The 26,712-nt window shown below is 75.0% G+C and carries 30 protein-coding genes and 2 tRNA genes; 11 read left to right on the forward strand and 21 right to left on the reverse strand.

Translation table 11 applies throughout. From position 1 onward, the window contains the following. Positions 1-6: 6 nt before the first annotated feature. The 8 genes from rpmF to JQN70_RS08750 form a co-directional block, all read right to left on the reverse strand. Positions 7-201 carry a 50S ribosomal protein L32 gene (gene rpmF / locus JQN70_RS08715; RefSeq protein ID WP_030527944.1) on the reverse strand — a complete coding sequence of 65 codons (195 nt, stop codon included), beginning with the start codon at positions 199-201 and terminating at the stop codon, positions 7-9. A 1-nt stretch (position 202) separates the two neighbouring features. Next, positions 203-781, reverse strand: coding sequence for a YceD family protein (locus JQN70_RS08720; protein ID WP_204130921.1), 579 nt, complete (start codon positions 779-781; stop codon positions 203-205). Positions 782-892: 111 nt separating this feature from the next. Next, entirely contained in the window at positions 893-3,037 is a 2,145-nt protein-coding gene (locus tag JQN70_RS20870; protein ID WP_204130922.1) for an acyltransferase family protein, read from the reverse strand. Continuing rightward, on the reverse strand, positions 3,024-3,530 hold the full coding sequence (coaD, locus tag JQN70_RS08730; protein ID WP_204130923.1) for a pantetheine-phosphate adenylyltransferase: 507 nt from the start codon (positions 3,528-3,530) through the stop codon (positions 3,024-3,026). Before coaD ends, JQN70_RS20870 begins: the two co-directional genes overlap by 14 nt. Before the next feature lie 30 nt (positions 3,531-3,560). Beyond that, positions 3,561-4,187, reverse strand: coding sequence for a hemerythrin domain-containing protein (locus tag JQN70_RS08735; protein ID WP_204130924.1), 627 nt, complete (start codon positions 4,185-4,187; stop codon positions 3,561-3,563). A 61-nt stretch (positions 4,188-4,248) separates the two neighbouring features. Further along, positions 4,249-4,812 carry a 16S rRNA (guanine(966)-N(2))-methyltransferase RsmD gene (gene rsmD, locus JQN70_RS08740; protein WP_204130925.1) on the reverse strand — a complete coding sequence of 188 codons (564 nt, stop codon included), beginning with the start codon at positions 4,810-4,812 and terminating at the stop codon, positions 4,249-4,251. Further along, on the reverse strand, positions 4,809-6,980 hold the full coding sequence (locus tag JQN70_RS08745; RefSeq protein ID WP_204130926.1) for an ATP-dependent DNA helicase RecG: 2,172 nt from the start codon (positions 6,978-6,980) through the stop codon (positions 4,809-4,811). The genes rsmD and JQN70_RS08745 overlap by 4 nt, the downstream gene beginning before the upstream one ends. A gap of 1 nt (position 6,981) precedes the next feature. After that, positions 6,982-8,643 (reverse strand): DAK2 domain-containing protein, encoded by a 1,662-nt coding sequence (locus JQN70_RS08750; RefSeq protein WP_307835882.1) that lies wholly within the window; start codon positions 8,641-8,643, stop codon positions 6,982-6,984. A 147-nt stretch (positions 8,644-8,790) separates the two neighbouring features. Between JQN70_RS08750 and rpmB the strand changes: the two genes are divergently transcribed. After that, on the forward strand, positions 8,791-8,985 hold the full coding sequence (gene rpmB, locus JQN70_RS08755; protein WP_204130928.1) for a 50S ribosomal protein L28: 195 nt from the start codon (positions 8,791-8,793) through the stop codon (positions 8,983-8,985). A gap of 73 nt (positions 8,986-9,058) precedes the next feature. Here the strand turns inward: rpmB and thiL are convergent, their stop codons facing one another. Then, the gene (gene thiL / locus JQN70_RS08760; RefSeq protein WP_204130929.1) at positions 9,059-10,054 is read right to left on the reverse strand and encodes a thiamine-phosphate kinase; all 996 of its coding nucleotides are present in this window, start codon (positions 10,052-10,054) and stop codon (positions 9,059-9,061) included. 138 nt (positions 10,055-10,192) lie between these two features. On the opposite strand from thiL, the gene JQN70_RS08765 reads away from it, so the two are divergent. Both JQN70_RS08765 and JQN70_RS08770 read left to right on the forward strand, forming a co-directional pair. Continuing rightward, positions 10,193-10,426: an Lrp/AsnC ligand binding domain-containing protein gene (locus tag JQN70_RS08765; protein ID WP_204130930.1), complete on the forward strand. Its 234-nt coding sequence runs from the start codon at positions 10,193-10,195 to the stop codon at positions 10,424-10,426. A 50-nt stretch (positions 10,427-10,476) separates the two neighbouring features. Further along, a complete protein-coding gene (locus tag JQN70_RS08770) occupies positions 10,477-10,872 on the forward strand; it encodes a DUF3515 family protein (RefSeq protein WP_204130931.1) in 396 nt (131 codons plus the stop codon). 238 nt (positions 10,873-11,110) lie between these two features. Here the strand turns inward: JQN70_RS08770 and JQN70_RS08775 are convergent, their stop codons facing one another. Then, a complete protein-coding gene (locus JQN70_RS08775; protein WP_204130932.1) occupies positions 11,111-12,232 on the reverse strand; it encodes a D-alanine--D-alanine ligase family protein in 1,122 nt (373 codons plus the stop codon). 35 nt (positions 12,233-12,267) lie between these two features. On the opposite strand from JQN70_RS08775, the gene JQN70_RS08780 reads away from it, so the two are divergent. After that, complete coding sequence (locus JQN70_RS08780) at positions 12,268-13,380, forward strand: trans-sulfuration enzyme family protein (protein ID WP_204130933.1); 1,113 nt, start codon at positions 12,268-12,270, stop codon at positions 13,378-13,380. On the opposite strand, the gene JQN70_RS08785 is transcribed toward JQN70_RS08780, so the two are convergent. Both JQN70_RS08785 and JQN70_RS08790 read right to left on the reverse strand, forming a co-directional pair. Then, positions 13,349-14,347 carry an NAD(P)H-dependent glycerol-3-phosphate dehydrogenase gene (locus tag JQN70_RS08785; protein ID WP_204130934.1) on the reverse strand — a complete coding sequence of 333 codons (999 nt, stop codon included), beginning with the start codon at positions 14,345-14,347 and terminating at the stop codon, positions 13,349-13,351. The genes JQN70_RS08780 and JQN70_RS08785 overlap by 32 nt on opposite strands. Then, positions 14,344-15,102 (reverse strand): lysophospholipid acyltransferase family protein, encoded by a 759-nt coding sequence (locus JQN70_RS08790; RefSeq protein ID WP_204130935.1) that lies wholly within the window; start codon positions 15,100-15,102, stop codon positions 14,344-14,346. The genes JQN70_RS08785 and JQN70_RS08790 overlap by 4 nt, the downstream gene beginning before the upstream one ends. Before the next feature lie 89 nt (positions 15,103-15,191). Between JQN70_RS08790 and cofC the strand changes: the two genes are divergently transcribed. Further along, positions 15,192-16,058 carry a 2-phospho-L-lactate guanylyltransferase gene (gene cofC / locus JQN70_RS08795; RefSeq protein WP_204130936.1) on the forward strand — a complete coding sequence of 289 codons (867 nt, stop codon included), beginning with the start codon at positions 15,192-15,194 and terminating at the stop codon, positions 16,056-16,058. Between the two features lie 26 nt (positions 16,059-16,084). Here cofC and JQN70_RS08800 read toward each other — a convergent pair whose 3' ends face one another. The 3 genes from JQN70_RS08800 to leuC form a co-directional block, all read right to left on the reverse strand. After that, complete coding sequence (locus tag JQN70_RS08800; RefSeq protein WP_204130937.1) at positions 16,085-16,768, reverse strand: HU family DNA-binding protein; 684 nt, start codon at positions 16,766-16,768, stop codon at positions 16,085-16,087. Positions 16,769-17,030: 262 nt separating this feature from the next. Further along, on the reverse strand, positions 17,031-17,621 hold the full coding sequence (gene leuD, locus JQN70_RS08805) for a 3-isopropylmalate dehydratase small subunit (RefSeq protein WP_204130938.1): 591 nt from the start codon (positions 17,619-17,621) through the stop codon (positions 17,031-17,033). Further along, complete coding sequence (leuC, locus tag JQN70_RS08810) at positions 17,621-19,039, reverse strand: 3-isopropylmalate dehydratase large subunit (protein ID WP_204130939.1); 1,419 nt, start codon at positions 19,037-19,039, stop codon at positions 17,621-17,623. The genes leuD and leuC overlap by 1 nt, the downstream gene beginning before the upstream one ends. 155 nt (positions 19,040-19,194) lie before the next feature. Between leuC and JQN70_RS08815 the strand changes: the two genes are divergently transcribed. Both JQN70_RS08815 and JQN70_RS19955 read left to right on the forward strand, forming a co-directional pair. After that, positions 19,195-19,938 (forward strand): IclR family transcriptional regulator, encoded by a 744-nt coding sequence (locus tag JQN70_RS08815; RefSeq protein WP_204130940.1) that lies wholly within the window; start codon positions 19,195-19,197, stop codon positions 19,936-19,938. A gap of 91 nt (positions 19,939-20,029) precedes the next feature. Further along, positions 20,030-20,368 (forward strand): NAD(P)-dependent oxidoreductase, encoded by a 339-nt coding sequence (locus tag JQN70_RS19955; protein WP_204130941.1) that lies wholly within the window; start codon positions 20,030-20,032, stop codon positions 20,366-20,368. A 13-nt stretch (positions 20,369-20,381) separates the two neighbouring features. Here the strand turns inward: JQN70_RS19955 and JQN70_RS08825 are convergent, their stop codons facing one another. Then, entirely contained in the window at positions 20,382-20,891 is a 510-nt protein-coding gene (locus tag JQN70_RS08825; RefSeq protein WP_204130942.1) for a DUF4188 domain-containing protein, read from the reverse strand. Between the two features lie 111 nt (positions 20,892-21,002). Between JQN70_RS08825 and JQN70_RS08830 the strand changes: the two genes are divergently transcribed. Beyond that, on the forward strand, positions 21,003-21,605 hold the full coding sequence (locus tag JQN70_RS08830) for a MerR family transcriptional regulator (RefSeq protein ID WP_204130943.1): 603 nt from the start codon (positions 21,003-21,005) through the stop codon (positions 21,603-21,605). Between the two features lie 69 nt (positions 21,606-21,674). On the opposite strand, the gene JQN70_RS08835 is transcribed toward JQN70_RS08830, so the two are convergent. The 4 genes from JQN70_RS08835 to gltX form a co-directional block, all read right to left on the reverse strand. Then, positions 21,675-21,747 (reverse strand) — tRNA-Glu (locus tag JQN70_RS08835). A 103-nt stretch (positions 21,748-21,850) separates the two neighbouring features. Then, positions 21,851-21,925 (reverse strand) — tRNA-Gln (locus tag JQN70_RS08840). A gap of 59 nt (positions 21,926-21,984) precedes the next feature. Continuing rightward, a complete protein-coding gene (locus tag JQN70_RS08845; RefSeq protein WP_204130944.1) occupies positions 21,985-22,758 on the reverse strand; it encodes an HAD family hydrolase in 774 nt (257 codons plus the stop codon). Continuing rightward, positions 22,755-24,308 carry a glutamate--tRNA ligase gene (gene gltX, locus JQN70_RS08850; protein WP_204130945.1) on the reverse strand — a complete coding sequence of 518 codons (1,554 nt, stop codon included), beginning with the start codon at positions 24,306-24,308 and terminating at the stop codon, positions 22,755-22,757. Before gltX ends, JQN70_RS08845 begins: the two co-directional genes overlap by 4 nt. 103 nt (positions 24,309-24,411) lie before the next feature. Between gltX and JQN70_RS08855 the strand changes: the two genes are divergently transcribed. After that, positions 24,412-25,116 carry a DUF2306 domain-containing protein gene (locus JQN70_RS08855; protein WP_204130946.1) on the forward strand — a complete coding sequence of 235 codons (705 nt, stop codon included), beginning with the start codon at positions 24,412-24,414 and terminating at the stop codon, positions 25,114-25,116. A 71-nt stretch (positions 25,117-25,187) separates the two neighbouring features. Then, entirely contained in the window at positions 25,188-25,481 is a 294-nt protein-coding gene (locus JQN70_RS08860; RefSeq protein WP_204130947.1) for a DUF1905 domain-containing protein, read from the forward strand. Positions 25,482-25,492: 11 nt separating this feature from the next. Here JQN70_RS08860 and JQN70_RS08865 read toward each other — a convergent pair whose 3' ends face one another. Beyond that, a complete protein-coding gene (locus tag JQN70_RS08865; RefSeq protein WP_204130948.1) occupies positions 25,493-25,774 on the reverse strand; it encodes a hypothetical protein in 282 nt (93 codons plus the stop codon). A 177-nt stretch (positions 25,775-25,951) separates the two neighbouring features. Between JQN70_RS08865 and JQN70_RS08870 the strand changes: the two genes are divergently transcribed. Then, the gene (locus tag JQN70_RS08870; protein WP_204130949.1) at positions 25,952-26,668 is read left to right on the forward strand and encodes a VOC family protein; all 717 of its coding nucleotides are present in this window, start codon (positions 25,952-25,954) and stop codon (positions 26,666-26,668) included. The last annotated feature ends 44 nt before the right edge of the window (positions 26,669-26,712 follow it).

Here is a 26,712-nt window from a genome sequence, read left to right on the forward strand (position 1 = left end):
CCGGGGTCAGCCCTGGTGCTCGGTGCGCTCGGCCGCGCCGAAGTGGCGGCCCTTGTAGGTGCCGCAGGACGGGCACGCCATGTGCGGCTGCGTCGGCGCCTTGCACTGCGGGCAGGTGGTCGTGGCGACCACCGTCGCCTTCCAGTTGGCGCGGCGCGAGCGGGTGTTGGAGCGCGACATCTTCCGCTTCGGAACGGCCACGTCAGGTCCTCTTCTCTGTCGTCGTGGACGGGTCCTCGGCCAGGGCCGAGAGCGCCGCCCATCGGGGGTCGATCTGGTCGTGCTGGTGCCCCGGGTCCTCCGCGAGCGGCTGGCCGCACACGGAGCACAGGCCGGGGCAGTCCGGCCGGCACACCGGCTGGAACGGCAGCGCAGGCACCACCGTGTCCCGGAGCACCGGCTCGAGGTCGATGTAGCCGTCCTCGATCTGCTGCTCCTCGTCGGCGTCCTCGTCCCCCACCTCCTGGTGGTGGACGTGTCGATCGGCGTGAACGAACAGCTCCTGGAAGGTCCCGTCGACCGCTTCGGTGACGGGGTCCAGGCACCGCACGCAGGCGCCGGTCGCCGTGCCGGTGACCGAACCGGTGACGAGGACGCCCTCGACGACGGACTCCATCCGCAGCGCGAGGTGCAGCGGGCTGCCCTCCTCGACGCGGATGACGTCGGTGCCGAGGTCGCTCGGCGCCCCTGCCTCCCGCTCGAGCTCGTGCATCGTCCCCGGCCGACGGCCCACGAGCTTGGTGTCGAGCACCAACGGGGACCGGGGGTCGAGTCGAGACATGGCTTTCACGGGTGGTCGGGACTGGTTCGGGTCACGCCGCACGGACGCAGACCGAGGAGCAAGGCTACCGGCCCGCGGCCACCTGCCCAAACCGGCGCGACCGGAGGGCCGTCAGCCCGCGTCGCGCGGGCCCAGTGCGGAGGTCAGCGCCTGCGCCACGGCCGGGGCCAGCGTGCGGGCGTAGGTGGCGGTGAGGTGGTCACCGGGACGGTGCACGGCGACGTGCCCGATGACCACCGGGCAGCGTCCTCCGGGGCAGATCCGCTCGGTGAGGTCGAGCAGCCGCACGCCCTCCCCCGCGACGGCGGCGGCCCGGCGCTGCACCGGCAGGCCGCTGCCCGCGACGCCCGGCGCGGCGTCGAACGTGCAGGCCTCGAGGTCGCGGGGGTGGCGGGCGGCACAGACGTCGAGGTCGTCCGGGGAGAGCGGGCTGTCGCCGACGACGACCACGGGCGAGCCCGCGGTGGCGAGCGCGGACCAGCGGCGGGCGTAGCCGTCGACGAGCAGGTCGGCGTCGGCGCGCCGGCCGTCCCAGGCCCCGCGTGCCACCCCGGAGGTGACGACGAGGTCCGGCGGGTCCTCGGCGAGGGCGCTCACGACGGCGGCGTTCCAGGCGTCGCACTCGGGGTAGGCCGACCCCGGCGCGGCCGCGGGGGCGTCGGCGAAGGCGCAGGCCGACTTGCCGTACGTGACGATGCGCCACCCCTGCTCGCCGGCCCGGGCCTGCAGGGCCGGCAGCCACTGCATCGCCTTGGAGTCGCCGACGAGGGCGATCGTCGTGGGGCCCTGCGGGTCGCCGAAGGTGCACCGGACCGGCTCGGTGGCCGCGGCGTCGACCTGGCAGCGGTCGACGTCGGCGGCCGGGCGGTCCTCCCCGGCTCGCAGCGGGTCGGGGACCACCCAGCCGGGGTCGCCGGCGTCGGCGACGGCGCGGCCGGGCACGACGGTGCCGGCCCCGAGGTCACCGTCGGCGGGCATCCGGCCACCGGGCGGCGTCGTGACGAACGGGGTGCGCACCGGGAGCAGCGGGAGCGCGGCGAGCACCCCGACCGACGACAGCGCCAGCCCGGCGGCGAGCAGCGCGCGGGGACGGGTCCGCAGCCACGGCCCGTGGTGCAGGGGCTGCTCGACGAAGCGCCACGACACCCACGCCGGCCACACCGACGCGGCGGCGAGGGCGACCTTGGCCCACCCCGCGAGCGGGTCGCCGGTGAGCCACTCGGCGCTCCAGTCGCCGAGGACGAGGACCGGCCAGTGCCAGAGGTAGATCGAGTACGAGAGCCCGCCGATGCGGACCATCGGGCGGGTGCCGAGCAGCCGGACCGGCCCGTGCGGCGACCCGTGCCATCCGGACCAGAGCACGAGGGCGGTCGGCAGGGTCGGCAGCAGGGCCCAGGCCCCGGGCCAGTCGACGTCGGTGGGCAGCCGCACCGCGACGACGACGAGCGCGACGAGCCCGGCCCAGCCGAGCGCGACCGACGCCGGCGACGGCTCGGCCGGCCGCTCGCGCCCGGTGAGCCAGACCGCGAGCAGGGCCCCGACCCCGAGCTCCCAGACCCGGGTCGTCGTCACGAAGAAGGCCGGAGCCGGCGAGGAGTGCGAGTACCCCACCGACCAGAGGAAGGACGCGCCGACGAGGACCCCGAGGGCCAGCCCGACGGTGCGCCGGTCCGGGGTGCGCCCGAGCCGGCGCAGCACGAACGCCAGCGCGACGAGGAGGAGCGGCCAGACGACGTAGAACTGCTCCTCGACCGACAGGCTCCAGAAGTGCTGGACCGGTGACGGGCGGGCGTCGGAGGCGAGGTAGTCGACCTCCCGGCCCGCGAGCACCCAGTTGACGACGTACGTCGCGGCGCCGATGACGTCGTGCCCGACCGAGCGCAGCCGCAGCCCCGGGACGACCAGCCACGAGAAGAACGACGTGACGACGAGGACGAGCACCGCCGCGGGCAGCAGCCGCCGGATGCGCCGCCCGAGGAAGCGCGGCCACGAGACGGTGCCGGTGCGGTCGAGCTCGGCGACGAGCAGGCCGGTGATGAGGAACCCGGAGATGACGAAGAAGATGTCGACGCCGACGAAGCCGGCGTGCACCGGGAGGCCGGCGTGGTAGAGCAGCACGCTGAGGACCGCGACGGCGCGCAGCCCCTCGATGTCGGGCCGAAACCCCCGGCGCGGCGGCTCGGCGGACCCGTCGCCGGGCGCCCCGGCGCCGGGCGCCCCGGCGGCGCGCGCCGGCGCGAGCTCAGCGACCGTCACGCAGCCGGGCGACGAGGGCGTCACGGACCTCGACGGGGACGAGCCCGTCGACGTCGCCGCCGTACCGGACGACCTCCTTGACGAGCGAGCTCGACACGTGGGCCAGCGACGGCTCGCCCGGCAGGAACACGGTCTCGACCCCGGTGAGGTGCCGGTTCATCAGCGCCATCGGCAGCTCGTACGCGAAGTCGGTGTCGCCGCGCAGGCCCTTGACGACGACGTCGGCCCCGACCTCGCGGCAGACGTCGACGAGCAGCCGCCCGCCGAACGCCTCGACCCGCACCCGGTCGGCCAGGCCGGCGGCCGCCACGGCGTGCTCGACGAGGGCGACCCGCTCCTCCGGGGTGAAGGTGCCGGCCTTGGCCGGGTTGTGGAGGACCGCGACGACGACCTCGTCGTGCAGGGCCGCGGCGCGCGCGACGACGTCGAGGTGCCCGTGGGTCACCGGGTCGTAGGAGCCGGGGCAGACCGCCCGGCGCACGCGCTCGCTCACGCGCGCCAACCTAGCAAGGGGGCGGCCGGGTCAGTCGCGCTTGGCGGCGTCCTCGACCTCCTCGGCCTCCTCCTTGGCCTCGTCCTTGATCCGCTCGGCCTCCTCGCGCGCCCCCTCGGGCGCCAGGGTGCCCTCGTCGACCGCCTCGTCGAGCAGCGCGGCGACCTGCTCCTCCGAGGCGCACCCCTGCTCGAGGAGCTGGTTGCGGCGGGTCAGCCAGTCGATGCCGAGCCGCTCGCGCACCTCGAGGTCGACCTCCTCGCGGGCCGGGTTGAGGATGGTCTGCTCCTCCTCGTTCGAGTGGTGGTTGACGACCGTCGCGAGGTCCTCGAGGGCGTCGTCGTACTTGTCGGTGTCGGTGCCCTTCGCCCGGAGGAAGGCGAGCAGGGCCTCGATGATCTCGGCGTGCTCCTCCTCGCCGTGCTCGGCCTCGTGCGCGGTGATGTCGGCGGCCTTCCGGCGCAGGGTCGGGTAGACCGTCTCCTCCTCGGCCGTCGCGTGCGCCACGAGCACCTCGGCGAGCGCCTGTCGGGCGGCCGCCCGGTCCGTGTCGGTGCGCCGGGCCTCGCGCAGCAGGTCCTCGAACAGCCGGTGGTCCTCGAGGATGCGCTCGAGGACGTCGCCGCTGACCGGCCGGGGGATCTCGTAGTCGCTCATCCCCCGATCCTGTCAGAGCAGCGCGCCGACCTGCGGGGACGGCGTCGTCGGTTCGACGGGCTCAGCCGCGGACCGCGAACCAGACGGTCGTCTCGCCGTAGCGCCGGGCCCTGCCGTCGCGCTCCAGGCCGTCGGGCCACACGGGTTCCGGTGAGCGCGAAGACCGTTCGACGACAACGAGCCCGTCGGGCGCGAGCCGGCCGTGCACCAGCCGCTCGAGGACGGCGGCCAGCGCCCCCTCGCCGACGTCGTACGGCGGGTCGACGAGGACGAGGTCGACGGCCTCGTCGGGGCCCGGCTCGCCCGAGAGCGCGGCGGCGACGGTGGAGGCGCGCACCCGCACGCCCTCCAGACCGAGCGCCCGGACGTTGGCCGTGATGGTCGCCGCCGCCCGCCGGTCCGACTCGACGAGCACGGCCGACCGGGCTCCCCGGCTGACCGCCTCGAGCCCGAGCGCCCCCGAGCCGGCGTAGAGGTCGAGGACCCGCGCCCCACGCACGGCGTCGCGGGCCTCGAGGGCAGAGAAGAGGGCCTCGCGCACCCGGTCGCTCGTCGGGCGGGTGCCCGAGCCGGGGGGCGTGCGCAGCGTCCGCCCTCCGTGCGTGCCGGCGATGATGCGGGTCATCCGCGCTCCAGGTAGGCCGCCTGCTCGGCGTCGACCCGCGCCCGGACGGCCTCGGCGAGCACCGGGTGGCCGGCGAGCGCGGGGTCGGCCTCGACGAGCGCGAAGGCGTCCTCACGCGCGGCCTCGATGACGTCCTCGTGCTCGAGGATGTGGAGGAACTCCAGCTGCGTGCGCCGGCCGTGCTGGGCGGCCCCGAGGATGTCGCCCTCGCGGCGCTGGGAGAGGTCGAGGCGGGCCAGCTCGAAGCCGTCGGTCGTGGCGGCGACGGCGTTCAGGCGGGTCAGCGCGGCCTCCGCGTCGGTGCCCGTGACGAGGAGGCAGAGGCCGGGGAACCCGCCACGACCGATGCGCCCGCGCAGCTGGTGCAGCTGGCTGACGCCGAAGCGGTCGGCGTCCATGACGACCATGACGCTGGCGTTCGGCACGTCGACCCCGACCTCGACGACGGTCGTCGAGACGAGGACGTCGGTCTCGCCGCGCTGGAACCGGCCCATGACGGCGTCCTTCTCGTCGGTCGGCATCCGGCCGTGCAGCACCTCGACGGAAAGCCCTGCGAGAGAGGGTTCCTCGGCGAGGTCGGCGACCACGGCGGTGACGCTCTTGAGGGGACGCGGGGGCGGCGCGGCCTCGTCGTCGCCGTCGGGCGGGGCCTCGGTGGTGATGACCGACCCCTCGTCGGGGGCGTCGTCGTCGCCGATCCGCGGGCACACGACGTAGGCCTGCCGACCCGCCCGCACCTCCTCGCCGACCCGGGCCCACGTGCGCTCCATCCACCCCGGCTTGTCCTCCGGCACGACGTGCGTGGTGATGGGCGCCCGACCGGCCGGCAGCTCGCGCAGCGTCGAGGTCTCGAGGTCGCCGAAGACCGTCATCGCGACGGTGCGCGGGATGGGCGTGGCGGTCATGACGAGCACGTGGGGAGGGGTGGACCCCTTGCCGCGCAAGGCATCCCGCTGCTCGACCCCGAAGCGGTGCTGCTCGTCGACGACGACGAGGGCGAGGTCGAGGAAGTCGACGTGCTCCTGGAGCAGGGCGTGGGTGCCGACGACGATGCCCGCGTCGCCGCTGACGACGTCGAGGAGGGCCTTGCGCCGCTCGGCGGTGGACTGGCCGCCGGTGAGGAGGGCGACGCGCGTCCCCTTCTCGGCGCCGCCCAGCATCCCGTCCTCCGCGAGGTCGCCGAGCATCCGGGTGATGGTGCGGTGGTGCTGCCCGGCCAGCACCTCGGTGGGGGCGAGCAGCGCCGCCTGCCCGCCGGAGTCGACGGCCTGGAGCATCGCCCGCAGCGCGACGACCGTCTTGCCGGAGCCGACCTCGCCCTGGAGCAGCCGGTGCATCGGCACCTCGCGGGCCATCTCGGCCGCGACGGTCTCGCCGACCTCGCGCTGGCCGTCGGTGAGCGAGAACGGGAGTCGCTCGTCGAAGGCGGCGAGCAGGCCGTCGGTGCGCCCGGCCCGGGCACGGGTGGCGGTGCCGGAGGAGGCCCGCCGCCGCTGGGCGAGGGTGGTCTGGAGGACGAACGCCTCCTCGTAGCGCAGTCGCTCCTGGGCGGCCGCCACCTGGGCCATCGTGTCCGGGCCGTGGATGCCGCGGAGTGCGTCGGTGCGGGACAGGAGGTTCCGCCGGGCGCGCACCTCCTCGGGGACCGCGTCGGGCACGTCGTCGAGGACGTCGAGGACGCGGCGCACCGACTCGGTGACCGTCCAGGTGTGGAGGTTGCCGACGGCCCGGTAGATCGGGATGAGGTCGCGCCGGTGGCCGGCGTCGAAGTCGTCGAGCATCGTGTAGCCGGGGTGGGTCAGCTGGTTGCGCCCCCGGTACGTGCCGACGGTGCCGGCGAAGATGCCCCGGGCGCCGGGGACGAGGGCCCGCTCGTGCCCCCAGGCCTTGAAGAACGTGATGTCGAGGTCGTTGCGGCCGTCGGTGATGACGACCTCGAGCATCGTGCCGCGGCGCTTCTGCATCGGGCGGGTGTGCGCGGCCTTGACCTCGGCCACGCCGACGAGGAACTCGCCCGGCACGACCGACCCGAGGTCGGCCTCGCGGGTGCGGTAGCGGCGCGGCCAGAACGCGAGGAGGTCGCCGACCGTGTGGATGTCTCGGTGCTTGGCGAACTTGTCCGCGGCGGCGGCGATGATCGGCTTGAGCCGGCTGGCCTCGGTCGCCACGTCACTCCACCCCGATGAGCAGCGGGTAGACGGGCTGGCCGCCGTCGATGACGACCACCTCGACCTCGGGGCGCTCGCGGGCCAGCGCCGCGGCGGTGCGCTCGGCGAGCCCGGCCTCGGCGTCCTCGCCGGTGACGAGGGTGACGAGCTCACCGCCGGCCGAGAGCAGCCGCTCGAGGACGTCGCGCGCGGAGTCGGCGAGGTCGGAGCCGAGGAAGGCGACGTCGCCGTCGACGATGCCGAGGACGTCGCCCGGGTGGCAGACGCCGGCCCAGGTGAGCGCCTCCTTCGTCGCGACGGTCACCGCACCGTGCCGCGTCGAGACCGCGGCACCGGTCATCGCGACGACGTTGGCGTGCACCGAGCGCTCGGGGTCGAGGACGGCGAGCGCCGCGAGGGCCTGGACCGTCGTGCGCGCGGGGACGACGTGCACCTCGAGGCCGTCGCCGGCCGCCGCCTCCGACGCGACCTCGGCCGCCATGAGGCCGTCGGGGTCGGCGGGGAGGACGACGACGGCCGAGGCGCCGGTGCGCCGGGCAGCGTCGAGCAGCTGGCTCGCCGAGATCCGGCGCCCGGGGCCGAAGGGCACCGAGACCGCCCCGGCCTCCTCGAGGAGCGTGGCGACGCCGGGGCCGGCCGCTCCGGCGACGACGCCCACGGGCACGACCTCCTCGCGGGCCGCGACCTGGCTCGGGAGGTGCGTGATGCGGATGCGCTCGGGCCGGCCCGCCGCGATCCCGGCCTCGACCGCGGCGCCGGCGTCGTCGACGTGCGCGTGGACGTTCCACAGGTCGGGTCCACCGACGACGAGGAGCGAGTCGCCGAGCCGGTCGAGGGCGGTGGTCAGCGTCCGCACCGCGGCGGCGTCGGTGTCGGTGAGGAGGTACATCACCTCGAAGGCCGGGCCGTCGGGACCGGCGTCGTCGGACGACCCCGCGTCCGCGACCGGGCCCGCGGCCGCGTGCCACTCGGGACGGCCGAGGTCCTCGGCGGTCGTGAGCAGCCGGTCGTCGGCCGACCAGGCCCCGGTGACGACCCGGTGCAGCGCCTCGAGGAGGAGGACGCACCCCGCTCCCCCGGCGTCGACGACCCCGGCGCGGGCGAGGGCGGGCAGCTGCTCTGGCGTGCGTGCGAGGGCCTCGGTGGCCGCCTCGACCGCGGCGGCCGAGACCTCGGACATCGACCCGCCCGCGTCACCGGCCCGGCGGGCGGCGGCCGCCGCGGCGTCGGCGACGGTGAGCATCGTCCCCTCCTGCGGGTGCGCGACGCTGGCCCGGGCCTTGGCGGCGCCGCGTTCGAGGCACTCGACGAGCAGGGCGGTGTCGACCTGGGCGGCTTCGCGCTCGACGACGACGTCGCACAGCCCGCCGACGACCTGGCTGAGGATGACCCCGGAGTTGCCGCGCGCCGACATGAGGACCGCCCGGCGCAGCGTGCGGCACTCCTCGACGAGGTCGGCGGTGCCGAGCACCCCGCGGGCACCGTGCGTGGCGACGACGTCGTCGATCGCGCCGTCGAGGGTGAGGTAGAGGTTGGTGCCGGTGTCGCCGTCGGGCACCGGGAAGACGTTGAGCTCGTCGATCTCGGTGCGGCGCGCGGCGAGGGCGGCCCGGGTGAGGAGGGCCCAGTGCCGGGCGTCGTCGGCGGTGAACACGTCGGGCACGGGCTCAGGGTAACGGGGTGCCCCGTCGCCGGCCCGGAGGCCGTTTTGGTCCGGCGGGTGGGGCTCGGCTACGCTTGTCCGGTTGCGCATGCGCCCGTGAGTGCTGCGCCGACGACCACTGACCAGTACTGCATCAGGAGATCTCCCGTGGCTGCCACCTGCGACGTCTGCGGCAAGGGCCCCGGTTTCGGGCACAACATCTCGCACTCGCACCGCCGCACCAAGCGCCGCTGGAACCCGAACATCCAGCGGGTCAAGGCTCTGGTGGGCGACGCGGGTGTGACCCCGAAGCGGCTCAACGTCTGCACCTCGTGCCTCAAGGCCGGCAAGGTCAAGCGCTGACCCGGCACTGACGCACCCCGGAACGGGCGGCCTCCCTCGTGGAGGCCGCCCGTTCCGTGTGTCCGGGGAGCGCTCAGGGGCCGGCGAAGTGGTCCCACCCCCGGGCGTCCGGGACGACGCCGTCGACGGTGACCCGCGGCCCCGCCGGCCCGACCTCGCCGACCCGCCCGACGACGACCCAGGGCTCCCCCGGTAGCGCCGCGAGGTCCGTCCCTGCCGGGAAGCAGCCGACGAGCGAGTGCTCCTCGCCGCCGGCGAGCACCTGGTGCAGCGCCTCGGTCGTGCCGAGCGCGGCGGTGAGCGGGCCGTCGGCGAACCGGTCGCGCAGCACCCGGCCGTCGAGGTCGACCGCCACCCCGCTGGCCCGGGCCACCCGCCCGAGGTCGGTGACCAGACCGTCCGAGACGTCGACGAGAGCGCTGGCGCCGGCGTCCGAGGCCACCGGGCCGGACTCCCACGGCGGGCGCGGCGCGAGGTGGGCCCGGACGAGCTCGTCGGCCCCCGGCAGCGCCCCGGCGAGCAGCCGCACCAGCCCGCCCCCGGACCGGCCGAGCGAGCCGCACACCGCGACGACGTCGCCCGCCCGCGCCCCGGACCGCAGCACCGGGCGGCGGCCGCGCAGGTCGCCGAGCGCCGTGACGGTGACGACGACGACGCCCGCCGGCCCCGACGACAGGTCGCCGCCGACGACCGGCGCGCCGGCGTCGGCAGCGGTCGCGGCGATGCCCCGGGCCAGGTCGAGCGCCCACGACACCTCCGTGTCGGGGTCGGCGACGAGCGAGACGAGCAGGCCGGTCGGCACGGCGCCCATCGCCGCGACGTCGGCGAGGTTCTGGACCGTGACCTTGACCCCGACGTCGTGTCCGCTCGACCACTCGTCGCGCCAGTCGCGGCCCCGGACCATCCCGTCGGTCGTCGCGACGACCGAGCCGCCGGGGGCCGCGAGGACGGCGGCGTCGTCGCCCGGACCCACCGGCACGGCCTGCGGCGAGCGGGGCACCGCGTCCTCGTAGAGCGGGAACAGCCGCGCGAGCAGGGCCGACTCGTCGAGGTCGCGCAGGCGTTCCATCGCTGTTCCTCCCTGGGCTTCCCCGCGGTGACGTCCGGACCACCGGCACGGTAGCGTCTGCGGTGCGTCCCGCCCGACAGGGCAGGGTGCCCGGCGGAGTCACCGACGACCCGCCGACCCGACGAGAGTGGAGCTGCAGTGGTCCAGGCCTACATCCTGATCCAGACCGACGTCGGTCGCGCCGCGGCCGTGGCCGCGACGATCGCCGAGATCGAGGGCGTGGTCCTCGCCGAGGACGTCACCGGCCCCTACGACGTGATCGCGCGCGTCGAGGCCGACACCGTCGACGAGCTCGGCAAGCTCGTGATCTCGCGGATCCAGGACACCGACGGCATCACCCGGACGCTCACGTGCACGGTGGTCCACGTCTGACCCCGCACCGACTCCGCCCGACGGCGGCAGCGCTCGGCGTTGCCGCCGTCGTGCTGTCGGGGTGCTCCTCCGCGGTCGACGTCTCCGTCCCCGGCGGCGCCGGCGCCCCGGCCTGCGCGTCCGCCGCGTGGCCCACGACGGTCAGCGGGATGGACCGCCGCGACACCGACCCTGCCGACCCGGCCGTCGCGGCCTGGGGCGACCCGGCCGTCGTCGCGCGCTGCGGGGTCGCCGCGCCCGGTCCCACCGACACCGAGTGCGTCGAGGTCGACGGCGTCGGCTGGATCCCCGAGGCGCTCTCGGACGGCACCCGCTTCACGTCGTTCGGCACCGAGCCGGCCGTCGAGGTGCTCGTGCCCGGCGACTACGACCCGGCCCCCCTGCTCCTCCCCGCCTTCGACGCCGTCGCGAAGGCCTTGCCGCGCAACGGCCTCGAGTGCCGCTGAGACCGCCTCCCGGGACGTACTGACAGGCAGAGTGCCCCACGGCCGGGCGCCCGCTCGCACGCTGCGTCCCCGCACCCGCCGCTCTGCCTCTCGGTCCGCCCGCCGCGTCAGTGCCCGGACGGCGGCGGAGTGGGCGGTCGGCCGCAGTAGGAGATCTCCCGCCCCGCCCTCATCGCGGCATCGCGCTCGGCGCCAGGCATCCGTCCCGACGTCCTCCACGAAGATCGACGGTAGTCGGTCAGCGCAGGCCGGTGCGGCGCTCCAGCGCGAGCGCGACGAGCTCGTCGATGAGCTGCGGGTAGCTGACGCCGGTCGCGGCCCACATCCGCGGGTACATCGAGCTGGGCGTGAACCCCGGCATCGTGTTCACCTCGTTGACGAGGACCTCGCCCTCCCCGGTGAGGAAGAAGTCGACGCGCGCCAGCCCCTCGCACCCGGCGGCCTCGAACGCGACGACGGCCATCTCGCGGATGCGCTCGGCGACCTGCGTCGGCACGTCGGCCGGCGTCTCGAGCCGGATGTCGTCCGCGGCGAGGTACTTGGCCTCGAAGTCGTAGAACTCGTGGTTCTGGACGACGACGCACTCGCCGAGCTCGCTCGTCCGGGGGGCGTCGGTGCCGTGGCCCTCGAGCACGCCGCACTCGATCTCACGCCCCACGATGCCCTGCTCGACGACGACCTTGGGGTCGTGCTCGCGGGCCGTCTCGATCGCGGCCTCGAGCCCCTCCATCGACGAGACCTTGGTGATGCCCATGCTCGACCCGGCGCGGGCCGGCTTGACGAAGACGGGGAAGGTCAGTGCGCCGACGGCGTCCATCGCGGCGGCCCGGTCGCGGCGCCACTCGCGGTCGGTGACGACGACGTACGGCCCGACCGGCAGCCCGGCGGCGGCCAGCACGGTCTTCATCATCGCCTTGTCCATCATCACCGCCGACGCGGTGACGCCGGAGCCGACGTACCGGACGTCGGCGAGGTCGAGCAGGCCCTGGATGGTGCCGTCCTCGCCGAACGGGCCGTGGAGGAGCGGGAAGACGACGTCGACCTCGCCGAGGGTCCGCGGCGGCTGCCCGGCCTCGTGGACGACGAGGGTGCGGTCGGTGGCCGACGTCGGGACGATGACGCTCGCCGACCCGCCGTCGACCTCGGGGACGTGCCCGGGCGCGAGGCGCAGCGGCTCGGGGTCGTCGGCGGCGAGCACCCAGTGCCCGTCCTTGGCGATGCCCACGGGGACGACGTCGTAGCGGTCACGGTCGAGGGCCTCGAGGACGCTCGCCGCGGTCGCGCACGAGACGGCGTGCTCCGACGAGCGGCCCCCGAACACGAGGGCGACGCGGATCCGGTCGGCGGGGTGATCGGTCATCGCACGCGACTCTAGCCGCCCCTAGGGTGGGCCCCGTGACCGACGGCCCCTCCCCCGGCTCCGACGACCTCGCGCCCGCGACGCGCCTCGTGGCGCTCGGGCGCGAACCGGCGTCTCCCGGCGCCCAGGTCGGCGCGCCCCTCGTCCTCACCTCCACCTACCACGCGGACGGTGCAGTGTCCTACGGCCGCGGCGGCAACCCGACGTGGTCGGCCCTCGAGGCGGCGCTCGGCGACCTCGAGGGCGGTGACGCGCTCGTCCTCTCCTCGGGGATGGCCGCCGTCGCCGCGGCCTTCTCCCTCCTGCCCCACGGCGGCACGGTCGTCGTGCCCGACGCCGCCTACAACGGCGTGATGGCCACCGTCGGCGACCTCGAGGCGGCCGGGGCCGCCGACGTGCGGCGCGTCGACCTCACCGACACCGCGGCCGTCGTCGCGGCGCTGCCCGGAGCCGACCTGCTCTGGCTCGAGTCGCCGACCAACCCGCTGCTCGAGGTGGCCGACCTGCCCGCCCTCACCGCCGCGGCCCGCGAGCACGGCGTCCTCAGCGTCGTCGACAACACCTTCGCCACCCCGCTGCTCCAGCGACCGCTCGCGGACGGGGCCGACGTCGTCGTCCACTCGGTCACCAAGTACCTCGCCGGCCACAGCGACGTCCTCCTCGGCGCCGTCGTCACCGGCCGCACCGACCCGGGCCGGGCGCTCCACGACCGCCTGTACCGGCACCGGCAGCTGCACGGTGGCATCCCCGGTCCGATGGAGGCCTGGCTCGCGCTGCGCGGGATGCGCACGCTGCACCTGCGCCTGGAGCGCGCCTGCGCGAACGCCGCCGAGCTCGCCGGCCGGCTCGCGGAGCACCCGGCCGTCCACCGGGTCCGCTACCCGGGGTTCGGGGCGATCGTCGCCATCGAGGTCGCCGGCGGTGCCGAGGGGGCCGAGCGGGTGGCCGCGGCGACGCGGGTCTGGGTGCACGCGACGAGCCTCGGCGGGGTCGAGAGCCTCCTCGAGCGACGCCGCCGCCAGCCGAACGAGCCGGCGAAGGTGCCCGAGGACCTGCTGCGCCTCTCGGTCGGCGTCGAGGACGTCGAGGACCTCTGGCGCGACCTGTCCTCGGCCCTCAGTCGGTCTCGGCCTTCCGCGGACGGCTGAGCAGCGCGGCCACGACCTCCTGGGCCGTGCGCCCGTGCCGGATCATCGCGTCGACCTGCTCGATGATCGGCACGTCGACGCCGTGGGCCCGGGAGAGGTCGAGGATCGAGGTGCACGACTTGACGCCCTCGGCCGTCTGCTTCGTCACGGCGACCACCTCGTCGACCGACATCCCCTGGCCGAGCCGCACCCCGAAGGAGTGGTTGCGCGACAACGGCGACATGCACGTGGCGATGAGGTCGCCGACGCCCGCGAGCCCGGCGAAGGTGACGGCGTCGCCGCCCACCGCCGTGCCGAGGCGCATCGTCTCGGCGAGCCCGCGGGTGATGATCGAGGCCTTGGAGTTGTCGCCCATCCCGAGGCCCTCGGCCATCCCGACGGCGAGGGCGATGACGTTCTTCACCGCGCCGGCGATCTCGGTACCGACGACGTCGGTGCCGGTGTACGGGCGGAAGTACGGTGCGGCACAGGCGGCGGCGACCCGCTCGGCCATGTGCTCGCTGCGGGAGGCCACCACCGACGCCGCGGGCTGCTTGGCCGCGATCTCGCGCGCGAGGTTGGGCCCGGAGACCACGACGACCCGCTCGTCGTCGACCCCGCCGACCTCGGCGATGACCTCCGACATCCGCTTCGTCGTGCCGAGCTCGACACCCTTCATGAGCGAGACGACGGCGGCATCGCCCGGAAGCACCGAGCCCCAGGCGCCGAGGTTGTCGCGCAAGGTCTGCGACGGCACGGCGAGGACGACGACGTCGGCGCCGTCGGCCGCCTCGGCGGGGTCGGTCGTCGCCCGGACGGTCGCGGGCAGCCGCAGCTCGGGGAGGTAGTCCTCGTTGACCCCGGCGTTGACCTGGGCCACGACCTCCTCGCGCCGGCCCCACATCGTGACGGGGGTGCCGGCGTCGGCGAGGACCGCCGCGAAGGCGGTCCCCCAGCTGCCGGTTCCGTAGACGGCGGCGCGGCTCACGAGGCCTCCTCGAGGGGTCGGGGTCGGCCGGTGGGCGTGACGCCGGCCCGGCGGGGGTCGAAGCGGACGGTCGGGGCGCGCTCGCCGCGCAGCACCTCGAGCTCGGCGGTGATGGCCGCCATGATGCGCGCGGTGGCCTCGGCGAGGACCTCGGTCGTGACCGGGAGGCCGTGGAGGTCCTCGAGGTCGACCGGCGCCCCGGCCCGGACGTGCATGACCTTGCGCGGGAACGGTCGTGGCCGCTTCGCGTACGGCGGGAGCAGCTGCTCGGGTCCCCAGACGGCGACGGGCACGACGGGGCACCGGGTCTCGAGGGCCACCCGGGCCGCTCCGGTCTTGCCGCGCATCGGCCAGAGGTCGGGGTCGCGGGTCAGCGTCCCCTCCGGGTAGATGGCGACGCACTTGTCGGCCCGCACGGCCTCGACGGCGGCGCGGTAGGCGTCGGCGGCCCGGCCGGACTCGCGGTACACCGGGATCTGGTCGGCCGAACGCAGCACCGCGCCGACGAACGGCACCCGGAAGACCTCGTTCTTGCCGAGGAAGCGCGGCGAGCGGCCGTGGTCGACGAGGAAGTGCGCGAAGGCGAGCGGGTCGACGTGCGAGACGTGGTTCGGGCAGACGACCCAGCCACCCTCGGTCGGCAGGTGCTCGGCGCCGGACCAGTCCCGGCGGGTCAGGACCCGGAAGAGCGGACGGAGCACGGCGATGGCGAACCGGTAGCCGAAGGGACGGGAGTTGTCCGTGGGGGTGCTCACCTGGGGCCTTCCGTGCGGGGGGTCACCGCATTCTGGTCCGCGGTCGGGGTGATGTCGAGCGTGCCACGTCGGCCTGTCAGGATCGGGGGGTGGGCACTCCCCCCGACCACGCGCTCGTCGTCCCCGTCAAGGGCGGCCCGCTCGCCAAGTCGCGCCTCGACCTGCCCGAGGGGACCCGGCGGGCGTTCGCCGAGGCCTTCGCCCGCGACACCCTCGCGGCCGCGGCCACCGCCCTCCCGGACGCCGTCGTGCTCGTCGTGACGTCCGACCGCGGAGTCCGCCTCGGGGTCACGGCCGACGGGTTCCGGGTCGTCGACGATCCCGGCGAGGGGCTCGACCCCGCCGTCGCCGCCGGGTTCGCGGCCGCGGTGGCCCTCGGCGCCGGGACCGTCGGCGTCCTGCTCGCCGACCACCCGGCCCTGCGCCCCGAGGAGCTGCTCACGGCGCTCGCCGCCGCGCGCGGCCGGGGGCCGGTGGTCGTCCCGGACGCCGACGGCACGGGCACCGCCCTGCTGGTCCTGCCGCTCGTCGACCCCGCCGGCCGACCGTGCACCGTCCCGCCGACCCGGTTCGGCCCGGGCAGCGCCGCGGCGCACGAGGGGTTGGGGTGGGAGCGGGTCGAGGTGGACGCCCCGGGGCTGCGCGGCGACGTCGACGACGCGGCATCGTTCGCGGAAGCCATCGCGGCCGGGGTCGGCCCGCACACGCGTGCGGCCCTCGCCCGCGCTACCCTGCCGGGCGTGCAGGCGACGATCCACCGGATCCCGGGAGACGAGGGCGGCAGCGCCCTGCTCGACGACGGTCGCGAGGTGGCGGTACCCCTGGCCGCGCTCGTCGACAGCGGCCTGCTGCACCTGCGGGTCGGCCAGCGCGTGAGCCTCGAGCTCGACGACGCCGAGGCCGCCGCGACCCGCGTGTGGATCGTCGGGATCGGGCCGGGCGAGACCATCCGCTGAGGGACGGCCCCGCCCGGCCGACCTCGTCAGCGCTTGGCGGCCTTCTTGGCCGGCGCCTTCTTCGCGGGAGCCTTCTTGGCCGGCGCCTTCTTCGCGGCGGTCTTGGCGGGGGCCTTCTTCGCCGGCGCCTTCTTCGCCGCCGTCTTCGCCGGCGCGGCCTTCGTGGCCGTCTTCTTCGCCGCGGTCTTGGCGGGAGCCTTCTTCGCCGGCGCCTTCTTCGCCGCCGTCTTTGCCGGCGCGGCCTTCGTGGCCGTCTTCTTCGCCGCGGTCTTGGCGGGGGCCTTCTTCGCCGCGGCCTTCTTCGCCGGTGCCGCCTTCGTGGCCGCCTTCTTCGCCGTGGTCTTCTTCGCCGCGGCCTTCTTGGCCGGGGCGGCGGCCGCGGTGGTCGAGCCCGCGCTCGCCCGGCCGGTGGCCGGCGCGGCCTTGGGCAGCGTGCTCGGCTTCTTCGTGAAGGCCTTGAACGCGGTCCCGGGACGGAAGCGCGGCGACTTGCTCTTGGGGATGCGCACCGAGGTGCCGGTGTGCGGGTTGCGACCGGTGCGGGCGGCCCGCTCGGCGCGGTCGAAGGTGCCGAAGCCGGTGATCGCCACCTTGCCGCCGCGGACCACCTCCCGGACGATCGTGTCGAGGACGGTCTCGAGCGCGTCGTTCGCGGCCTTGCGGCTCCCGAGCGTCTTCTCGAGCTCCTTGATGAGGTCTGCCTTGTTCACGTGGTTCCTCCATGGATGGGGCGTCGGCCGGACGCGCCGACGATGTTGACGTGACGGGTCGGGAGCACCGACCTCGTCACCGACGGTATGCCTGTGTGACAGGCACGTCCACAACTCTCTCGGCGTGTTCCGGTTGCGCGACAGACGGTTTGGCCGACCGGGTCGTCACATCCGCCCCATCAGCACCATGGCCGCGCCGGAGTCCGTCGGGGTCCGGAGACCTTCAGGAACCACCGAAAGGGTTCTCCGGCAACGATTTCGCTCAGGCGGTGACGGTCGGCTTCCACGCGGGACGGGACGCCTCGTAGACCGTGATGTCCGACTCGTGCCGCAGCGAGAGGCTGATGTCGTCGAGCCCCTCGAGGAGGCGCCAGCGCGTGTAGTCGTCGACCTCGAAGGACGCCACGAGGTCCCCGGCGGTGACGGTGCGCGACTCGAGGTCGACCGTCACCGACGTCCCGGGCTCGTTCTCGAGGAGCTTCCAGAGCAGCTCGACGTCGTCCTGGCTGCACTGCGCGGTGAGCAGGCCCTGCTTGCCGCTGTTCCCGCGGAAGATGTCGGCGAAGCGCGAGGAGATCACCACGCGGAAGCCGTAGTTCATCAGCGCCCAGACGGCGTGCTCGCGCGAGGAGCCGGTGCCGAAGTCGGGGCCGGCGACGAGCACCGAGCCGGCGGCGAAGGTCGGGTCGTTGAGGACGAAGGTCTCGTCGTTGCGCCACGCGGCGAACAGCCCGTCCTCGAAGCCGGAACGCGTCACCCGCTTGAGGTAGACGGCCGGGATGATCTGGTCGGTGTCGACGTTGCTGCGGCGCAGCGGGACCCCGATGCCGGTGTGGGTCGTGAACTTCTCCATCAGACGGTCTCCTCCACACGGACGGGCTCGAGGTCGGCCGGGCTGGAGAGCGTGCCGCGCACCGCCGTCGCGGCGGCGACGAGCGGGCTGACGAGGTGCGTGCGCCCGCCCTTGCCCTGGCGGCCCTCGAAGTTGCGGTTCGACGTCGAGGCGCTGCGCTCCCCGGGCGCGAGCTGGTCGGGGTTCATGCCGAGGCACATCGAGCACCCGGGCAGGCGCCACTCGGCCCCGGCCTCGGTGAACACCCGGTCGAGGCCCTCCCCCTCGGCCTGGAGGCGCACCCGCGCCGAGCCGGGGACGACGAGCATCCGGACGCCGTCGGCGACCCGGCGGCCCTTGATGACCTCGGCCGCAGCGCGCAGGTCCTCGATCCGGCCGTTGGTGCACGACCCGACGAAGACGGTGTCGACGTGGATGTCGCGCAGGGGGGTCCCGGCCGTCAGGCCCATGTACTCGAGCGCGCGCTGCGCCGCGACCTTGTCGTTGTCGTCGCCCATCGCCTCGGGGTCCGGCACGGCCTCGCCGAGGGGGCTCCCCTGGCCGGGGTTGGTGCCCCACGTGACGAACGGGGTGAGGCTCGCGGCGTCGAGGACGACCTCGGCGTCGAACTCGGCGTCGTCGTCGCTGCGCAGCTCGCGCCAGGCCTCGACGGCGGCGTCCCAGTCGGCCCCGGTCGGAGCGTGGTCGCGACCGCGCAGGTACTCGAAGGTCGTCTCGTCGGGCGCGATCATCCCCGCGCGGGCGCCGGCCTCGATCGACATGTTGCACACCGTCATCCGGGCCTCCATCGAGAGGGCGCGGATGGCGCTGCCGCGGTACTCGAGGACGTACCCCTGGCCCCCGCCGGTGCCGATCTTCGCGATGACGGCGAGCACGACGTCCTTCGCGGTGACCCCGGGGGCGAGCTCGCCCTCGACGGTGATCGCCATCGTGCGGAACGGCTTGAGCGGCAGGGTCTGGGTGGCCAGGACGTGCTCGACCTCGGAGGTGCCGATGCCGAAGGCCAGCGCCCCGAAGGCTCCGTGGGTGGAGGTGTGGCTGTCGCCGCAGACGATGGTCGCGCCCGGCTGGGTGAGCCCGAGCTGCGGGCCGACGACGTGGACGATGCCCTGCTCGGCGTCGCCCATCGGGTAGATCGTGACGCCGAACTCCTCGCAGTTGCGGCGCAGCGTCTCGACCTGGGTGCGGCTCACCGGGTCGGTGATGGGGCCCGGGGTCGTCGGGACGTTGTGGTCCTCGGTGGCCAGGGTGAGGTCGGGGCGGCGCACCGGGCGGCCGGCGAGCCGCAGCCCGTCGAAGGCCTGCGGGCTGGTCACCTCGTGGAGCAGGTGGAGGTCGATGTAGAGCAGGTCCGGCTCGCCCTCGCCGCGGCGGACCACGTGCTGCTCCCAGACCTTCTCGGCCAGCGTTCCGGCCATCTCTCACACCTTCCGAGGAGGACCGCGGTGGGGCGGCCCGGACGACTGCTGCGCGGACGACCTGCGCCGGAGCGCCGTCGCCGTCCTCCCGAGATTCGCACGGGCCCACCCCCGATGGACTTGCGTCTCAGGCAATGAGACTGCAATATCAAGACATGGACAACAGCAGTGGGGTCGGAGTCCTCGACAAGGCGGCCATCGTCCTGTCCGCCCTCGAGGCCGGCCCGTCGACGCTCGCGCAGCTCGTCACCGCCACCGGTCTGGCCCGCCCGACGGCCCACCGGCTGGCCGTCGCGCTCGAGCACCACCGGCTCGTGACGCGAGACCTCCAGGGGCGCTTCGTCCTCGGCCCCCGCCTCGGCGAGCTGGCCGCCGCCGCGGGCGAGGACCGGCTGCTCGCCGCCGCGGGTCCGGTGCTCGGTGCGCTGCGCGACCACACGAACGAGTCGGCCCAGCTCTTCCGCCGCCAGGGCGAGTACCGCGTCTGCGTCTCGGCGGCCGAGCGCCCGGTCGGCCTGCGCGACTCCATCCCGATCGGGGCGACGCTCTCGATGCGCGCCGGCTCGGCGGCCCAGATCCTCCTCGCCTGGGAGGAGCCGGACCGGCTGCACCGCGGCCTCCAGGGCGCCGCGTTCACGGCGACCGCCCTCTCGGGGGTGCGGCGCCGGGGCTGGGCGCAGAGCGTCGGCGAGCGTGAGCCCGGCGTCGCCTCGGTGTCGGCCCCGGTGCGCTCCCCCTCCGGGCGGGTCATCGCCGCGGTCTCGATCTCCGGCCCCATCGAGCGGCTCTCGCGCCAGCCCGGTCGTCTCCACGCCGCCACCGTCATGGCCGGCGCGAACAAGCTCACCGAGGTGCTGGCCCGGCACGCCGCGCAGCAGGACGCGCAGAACAACGTCTGAGCCGCGGCGCAACACGATCGTCACGCGCGGGGAGGCCGGCGGCAACATCGCTGGGCCACCCTCGGGTCACCGCCGACCGGAGGAGCCGCCCGTGACCCCGACGCCCGCCCGCCGCATCGCCCGCGACCGCACCCGACTGCTCGCCTTCCCGCGGGCCGACCGGCCGGCGGTCGTCGTCGGCGGCGGCCCGGTGGCCGCCCGCCGGGCGGCCGCCCTGACCCGCGCCCACACCCCGGTCGTCGTCTTCGCACCGGCCCTGTGCGACGACGTCTTCGACCTGCTCGCCGAGCGGCTCGTCACGTGGGAGAACCGGTGGCCGACGCTGGAGGACCTGCGGGCCGCCTGGCTCGTCCACGCCGCCACCGGCGACGCCCAGCTCGACGCCCGGGTGTGCGCCCTCGCCTCGAGCGCCCGGGCCCGGGTGGCCTGAGCCGCCGCCGGGCTCAGGCCGGGGGCGCGCCGAGCCCGGAGCCCATCCGCTGCCGGGCGCTCTCGCCGCGCCGGCCCACCGGGAGGACCCCGGCGACCGACCCGAGCCCGAACGGCTTCGGGCCGGAGTAGATGCTCTCGGCACCGTGGTCGGCGAGCGAGTACGTCTCGTGCCAGATGGTGACCGCCGAGGGGTCGGCCTTGGCGACCGCGTAGAACTCGGTCCACGCCGGCCGGTGCAGGTGGTCGGCGGCGTTCGCGTAGGCGTAGAGGTCCTCGGTGCTGCGCCAGTACTGGATCATCGTCGTCGCCATGACGTGCACGGTCGAGCGGCTGCCGAGGTAGCCCAGCGACTCCTCCTCGCCCCGGGCCGCGGCCGCCTTGTTCCGCTCGAGCTCGGTGATCATCCGGGGCATCGCGGTGGCCGCCTGCTGGACGATCCGCCACCTCCAGGGCTTGTGGACCCGCAGGCCGATGAGGAAGACGGTCAGCGGCCCGTCGTACGCGTGGGTGACCCGGTCCATGGGAGGCTCCTGACTGGATAGTGCGACTGTCTGGTGCTCCATGATGGACAGTGGCACTATCCACTGTCAAGACCCCGGATCGCCCGGGTCGCCGGACGGACAGGAGCGAGGGTGCGGATCTCCCAGCTGGCGGAGCGGACCGGCGTGCCGGTGCACACGCTGAAGTACTACCTGCGCGAGGGGGTGCTGCCCGCGGGTCGCGCGACGAGCCGGACCTCGGCCGAGTACGGCGAGGAGCACGTCGACCGGGTCCGGCTCGTGCGGGCCCTCGTCGAGCACGGCGGGGTCCCGGTGGCGGCGGTGCGGCGCATCGTCGGAGCCCTCGACGCCCCTCCCCCGTCCCGTCACGAGCTGCTCGGCACGGCGCACTCGACCCTCGCCGGGGAGGACCCCGGGGCCGCCGCCCCCGCCGAGGTGGTCGAGCTGCTGCGCGGGCTCGGGTGGTGCACCTGGGAGCAGGGACCGTTCGTCGCCGAGCTCGGCCGCGCGGTCGAGGCCGCCCGGGCGGCCGGCGCCCCCCTGACGCCCGAGGCGCTCCGCCGCTACGCGGAGGCGATGTTCGCCGTGGCCGAGGTCGACGTCGAGCTGGCCCTCGGGGCACCGAGCCCGGAGGAGGCGATGCGGGCCGTCGTCGTCGGCACCGTCATGGTCGACCCCGTGCTCCTCGCGCTGCGGCGGGTCGCCCAGGAGGCGGCGAGCACCGCCCGCGCCTGAGGGCCGCCGGCGAGCCACCCCGGGCACGACGAAGGCCCGGTCCTGTGCGGACCGGGCCTTCGACCGATGTAGCCCCGACGGGATTCGAACCCGCGCTACCGCCTTGAGAGGGCGGCGTGCTAGGCCACTACACAACGGGGCCGTGGTGTCGACCGGTCCGCGCGAGGGCGGCTCGGGCAACGGGAGAGAACCTTACCGAACGGGAGGGCTTTCTCCGAAATCGCCCCGGGCGGACCCGGAGGCGATGGCTGGGGTACCAGGACTCGAACCTAGAACGGATGAACCAGAATCACCAGTGTTGCCAATTACACCATACCCCATGGGGTATGCCGTCCGTCGTCCCGCGCAGGGCCGACGAGCGGCGAACCGAGTGGCGATACTACCGGCCCCGCTCCCCCGGCCCAAATCGCGCGGCGTCGGGCGCCACGAGGCCGGGGACCTCGGCGAGCGAGGCGATGACGGGGATCTTGCGCGCCTCGACGAGCCGCCCCGAGCGCTCGTCCGGGACGCCGTCGCGGACCAGCCACGCGGCGGCCAGCCCGGCGTCCGCGGCACCGAGCGGGTCGGTGGCCACCTCGTCGCCGACGTAGAGCGTGAGGGCCGGCTCCGAGCCCAGCCGGCGGCATGCCTCGTGGAAGGCGCGGGCGTCGGGCTTGCCGAAGCCCAGGGTGTCGCGGCTGCACACGACGTCGAAGAGGTCGTCCAGGCGGGCGGCGGCCAGCTTGGCCCGCGTGTACTCGCCGGAGGAGTTCGTGAGGACGCCGACCGCGAGACCGGCCGCCCGCAGCGCGGCCACCGCCGGGCGGACGTCGTCGAACGCGGTCATCGCGGCGAGGAACGCCGGCTCGTACCGGTCCTCGAACTCGTCCCACCAGTCGCCGTCGGCCGGACGGTCGAGCCACGCCGCGAGCTCGGCGAGCCGGGCCCGGCGCATCTCGTCGAACTCGATCTCGCCACGGGTGTAGGCGGCGAAGTGCCCCTCGGGGTCGTCACGGAAGCGGACCCCGGCCTGGGCGAGGCGCTCGGGGTCGGCGTCCGGCCAGAGCGCGCTCGCCGCCGCGGCGCCGGCCGCGTGCATCGCCGAGCGCGTGTCGTAGAGGGTGTCGTCGGCGTCGAGGAGCACCGCCTCGACGCCGAGGCCGTCCCCGGTCACAGGGTGGCGCGCAGGGTCGCGAGGCGGGTGAGGGTCGCGCCCTTGCCGAGGATCTCCATCGACTCGAAGAGCGGCGGGCTGACCCGGCGCCCCGACACCGCGGTGCGCAGCGGCCCGAACGCGAACTTCGGCTTGAGCCCGAGGCCCTCGACGAGGGCGGTGCGCAGCGCGGCCTCGATGGCCTCGGCCCGCCACGTCGCCTCGGAGCCGAGCACACCGTCGTGCTCGTCCGGCAGGTCGCCGAGCGCGGCCAGGGCGGCGTCGAGCGTGGCGGCCGCGTCGTCCTTGAGCTGGGCGCGGGCGTCGTCGGCCACCTCGACCGCGTCGTCGGCGGCGTAGAACGGCGCGACGAGGTCGGCGGCCTCGGTGAGGTGCGCCATCCGGGTCTGGATGAGCGCGACGACCTGCTCGAGGCGGGCGAGCTCGCCGAGCGAGGGGTTCGGGCCGAGCACCTCGGCGCGCTGGAGGTAGGGCAGGAGGCGCGAGGTGAGGTCGGCGAGCGCGAGCTCGCGGATGTGGACGCCGTTGAGCCAGTCGAGCTTCTTGAGGTCGAAGATCGGGCCCACCGGGTTGACGTCGGCCCAGTCGAAGCGCTGCGAGAACTCCTCGAAGGTGAAGACCTCGACGTCGTGGCCCTCGGCGTCCTGGGCCGGCGGGTAGGCCAGCAGACCGAGGAAGTTGACGAGCGCCTCGGGGAGGTAGCCCTCCTCCTCGAACCAGGTGAGCCGGGCCTCGGGGTTCTTCCGCTTGCTGATCTTGCTCTTGTTCTCGTTGCGCAGCAGCGGCATGTGCGCGAACCTCGGCGGCTCGAGCCCGAGCCAGCGGTAGAGCAGGACGTGCTTCGGGGTCGAGGAGACCCACTCCTCGCCGCGCACGACGTGGGTGATGCCCATCTCGTGGTCGTCGACGACGACGGCGAGGTGGTAGGTCGGGAAGCCGTCGGCCTTGAGGATGACCTGGTCGTCGGGGCGCGGGGCGGACATCCGGCCGCGGATGAGGTCGTCGAACCCGGTCTCGACGTCGTCGGGCACGAGCATCCGCACGACCGGGGTCTCGGAGAACCCGGGCAGCGCGCGGCGCTCCTCCTCGGTCTTCCCGACGCAGAGCCGGTCGTAGCCGGTGGGCTGCTTGAGCCGCTGCTGCTCCTCGCGCATCGCGGCGAGCCGCTCGGTGGAGCACCAGCAGCGGTAGGCGTGGCCCTCGGCGAGCAGGCGCTCGACGTAGGGCGCGTAGGTGGTGAGCCGCTCGCTCTGGCGGTACGGGGCGCACGGGCCGCCGATGTCCGGGCCCTCGTCCCAGGTGAGCCCGAGCCAGCGGAGGGTGTCGAAGACCTGCTGCTCGGAGCCCTCGACGAGCCGGGCCCGGTCGGTGTCCTCCACGCGCAGGAGGAAGCGCCCACCCTGCTGGCGCGCGAAGGCGAGGTTGAACAGGGCCATGTAGGCCGTGCCGACGTGGGGGTCGCCGGTCGGGGACGGGGCGACACGGAGGCGGACGGGGCCGGGGAGGTCGCCGGTCGGGCTCGCGGAGGTGGTGGGGGTCTGCTCGCTCATGGTCGGACCAGCGTAGTGCGGGGCGCTCGGGGCCCCGCGAGCCCGGGGCCGCCAGGCCGCACCGGAGAGCCCATCGGGCCGCCGGCTGGTCCAGACTGCTCGGATGGCGGGGACGGCGGCGGCAGGCACGGAGGCGGACGACCGGGCCGGCCGCGTCCGGGGGCGACGCATCGGGGTGGTCGTGGCCGTCCTCACGACGATCGTGCTCGTGTTCTTCGCCCGGCGGATCGCGACCGACTGGCCGCACGTCCTCGACGGCTCGGTGCCCGACGACGACCTCGCGGAGAAGTACGTCGCGTCGCCGTGGCTGGCCTACGGGCACATGGTGCCCGGTGTCGTGTACCTGCTCGGAGCCCCGCTCCAGCTCTCCCGGAGGTTCCGGTCCCGGCACTACGTGCTCCACCGGCGGCTGGGCCGCGTGCTCCTCGGGTGCGCGCTCCTCAGCGGGGTGCTCGCCGTGGTCCTCGGGTTCGTCTTCGCGTGGGGCGGGCGCACCGAGTCGTTCGCGACGCTCGTCTTCGGCTCGTGGTTCGTCCTCTGCCTCGTCCTCGCGTTCCGCGCGATCCGCTCGGGCCGCGTCCCCGACCACCGCCGCTGGATGGTGCGGGCCTTCGCGGTGGGGCTCGGGGTCGCGACGATCCGGCTCTGGGTCGGGGTCTTCACCGGCATCCAGCTCGGCCTCCTCGGCATGACCGACGAGCCGATGCCGGCGCGGAGCACCTTCGGTGTCGCGTTCTGGCTCGGCCTCGGGATGCACGTGGCCGCCGCGGAGTGGTGGCTGCGGCGTACCCCGGACCTCGACGGCTGAGCCCCCCGGCCGATGAGTTCGGCGCCCGGCGGCGGTCGGTCCTGGCGTCAGCACCAGCAGAGGAGGACCCCGTGGACACCGACCCGACCCGACCGGGACCGCTCGACATCACCTTCGAGGCCACGCTCGTGCGCAGCGACGCCGACGGCGGCTGGACCTACGTGGTCTGGCCGGAGTCGGCCGCCGTCTTCGGCACGCGCGGGCTGGTCAAGGTGACGGGCACCGTCGACGGCGCCCCGCTGCGCACGTCGTTCATGGCGCTCGGCGACGGGCGCCACAAGCTGCCGGTCACCGCGGCGACGGTGGCCGCGACGGGCAAGGCCGTGGGTGACGTCGTCGAGGTGCACCTCACCGAGCGGCGCTGAGCGCCCCTTGCTCAGCCGTCCTCGGGGTGGGCCCCGTGGACGCGGGGCGAGCCCTCGTCCTCGTGGTCCTTGACGTCGTCGATCTCGTCGACGAGCCGGTCGCGCTCGGCTCCGTCGACCGCCACCTGCGCGTCCTCGAGGCCCTCGTCGAGCTCGCGGGCGATGGTGTCCTTCTCGGCGCTGTACTCCCAGGTCGTCACCTCGTCGACGACGTTCTGGGCGGCCTCGGTCGCGGCGTCGTCGGCGCTCTCGGTCCCGGGCTCGGTGCCGTCCGGGCGGTCGGTGTCGGGCATCGGGCTGCTCCTCTCCGCGCGCGGGCTCGCGCGCCGTCCTCCGCCCCGTGCCCGCTCCGGGCCCGGGGCAAACGGCCGGGCGGGGACCGGAATCCGGTTGCCGTGCCGCGGCACCGTCCCTAGCGTGCCGGGCACGGGGGCCACCGGGCACCCGCCGACCTCGACGGGGTGACACCCATGACCGTCCGACTCGACGCGCTGACCGTCGACGCCCTCGACCCCCACCGGCTGGCCCGGTTCTGGGGCGGGCTGCTCGGGTGGACGCCGGTCGCCGACCCGCACGCGCCCGCCTCCCTCGAGCCGACCGACGACACGACCTTCCGCCTGCGGTTCCTGCCCACCGACGCTCCGAAGACGACGCAGAACCGCATGCACGTCGAGGTGACGAGCGAGACGCCCGGGCACCAGGACCGCACGGTGGCCCGGGCCCTCGAGCTCGGCGGGCGGCACGTCGACGTCGGGCAGCGGCCCGAGGAGGGCCACGTCGTGCTCGCCGACCCCGAGGGCAACGAGCTGTGCGTCCTCGGTGCCGGCAACACCTGGCTCGCCGACTGCGGGTTCTTCGGGGACGTCGCGTGCGACGGGACCCACGCCGTCGGGGTGTTCTGGAGCGAGGCGCTCGGGTGGCCGCTCGTGTGGGACGAGGGCGAGGAGACGGCCGTCCGCTCCCCCAGCGGTGGCCCCAAGATCGCGTGGGGCGGACCGCCGCTCATGCCCTCGACCGGACGCGACCGGTTGCGGTTCGACGTGGCGGTTCCGGCTGCCGAGGCCGACGCGGAGCTGGCCCGCCTCGAGGGCCTCGGGGCGCGGCGCCTGACGGACGGACCGGACGCGGACGGCTCGTGGCGGGTCGCCGACGTCGACGGCACGGAGTTCCGGCTGCTCGTCGACTGACCCGGTCGACCCCACGCCACGACGGTCGTCGCGGGTCTAGGGTC

Source organism: Phycicoccus sonneratiae (genome assembly GCF_016887965.1).
Taxonomy (GTDB): domain Bacteria; phylum Actinomycetota; class Actinomycetes; order Actinomycetales; family Dermatophilaceae; genus Phycicoccus; species Phycicoccus sonneratiae.

Bases quoted from the DNA above. Each gene is read 5' to 3' on its own strand.
- JQN70_RS08775 (WP_204130932.1), bottom strand. From the start codon at position 12,232: ATGACCGATCACCCCGCCGACCGGATCCGCGTCGCCCTCGTGTTCGGG.
- JQN70_RS08825 (WP_204130942.1), bottom strand. From the start codon at position 20,891: ATGGACCGGGTCACCCACGCGTACGACGGGCCGCTGACCGTCTTCCTC.
- JQN70_RS08865 (WP_204130948.1), bottom strand. From the start codon at position 25,774: ATGCCCGACACCGACCGCCCGGACGGCACCGAGCCCGGGACCGAGAGC.
- JQN70_RS08855 (WP_204130946.1), top strand. From the start codon at position 24,412: ATGGCGGGGACGGCGGCGGCAGGCACGGAGGCGGACGACCGGGCCGGC.
- JQN70_RS08720 (WP_204130921.1), bottom strand. From the start codon at position 781: ATGTCTCGACTCGACCCCCGGTCCCCGTTGGTGCTCGACACCAAGCTC.
- JQN70_RS08870 (WP_204130949.1), top strand. From the start codon at position 25,952: ATGACCGTCCGACTCGACGCGCTGACCGTCGACGCCCTCGACCCCCAC.
- rsmD (WP_204130925.1), bottom strand. From the start codon at position 4,812: ATGACCCGCATCATCGCCGGCACGCACGGAGGGCGGACGCTGCGCACG.
- JQN70_RS08735 (WP_204130924.1), bottom strand. From the start codon at position 4,187: ATGAGCGACTACGAGATCCCCCGGCCGGTCAGCGGCGACGTCCTCGAG.
- leuC (WP_204130939.1), bottom strand. From the start codon at position 19,039: ATGGCCGGAACGCTGGCCGAGAAGGTCTGGGAGCAGCACGTGGTCCGC.
- gltX (WP_204130945.1), bottom strand. From the start codon at position 24,308: ATGAGCGAGCAGACCCCCACCACCTCCGCGAGCCCGACCGGCGACCTC.
- JQN70_RS08815 (WP_204130940.1), top strand. From the start codon at position 19,195: ATGGACAACAGCAGTGGGGTCGGAGTCCTCGACAAGGCGGCCATCGTC.
- leuD (WP_204130938.1), bottom strand. From the start codon at position 17,621: ATGGAGAAGTTCACGACCCACACCGGCATCGGGGTCCCGCTGCGCCGC.
- thiL (WP_204130929.1), bottom strand. From the start codon at position 10,054: ATGGAACGCCTGCGCGACCTCGACGAGTCGGCCCTGCTCGCGCGGCTG.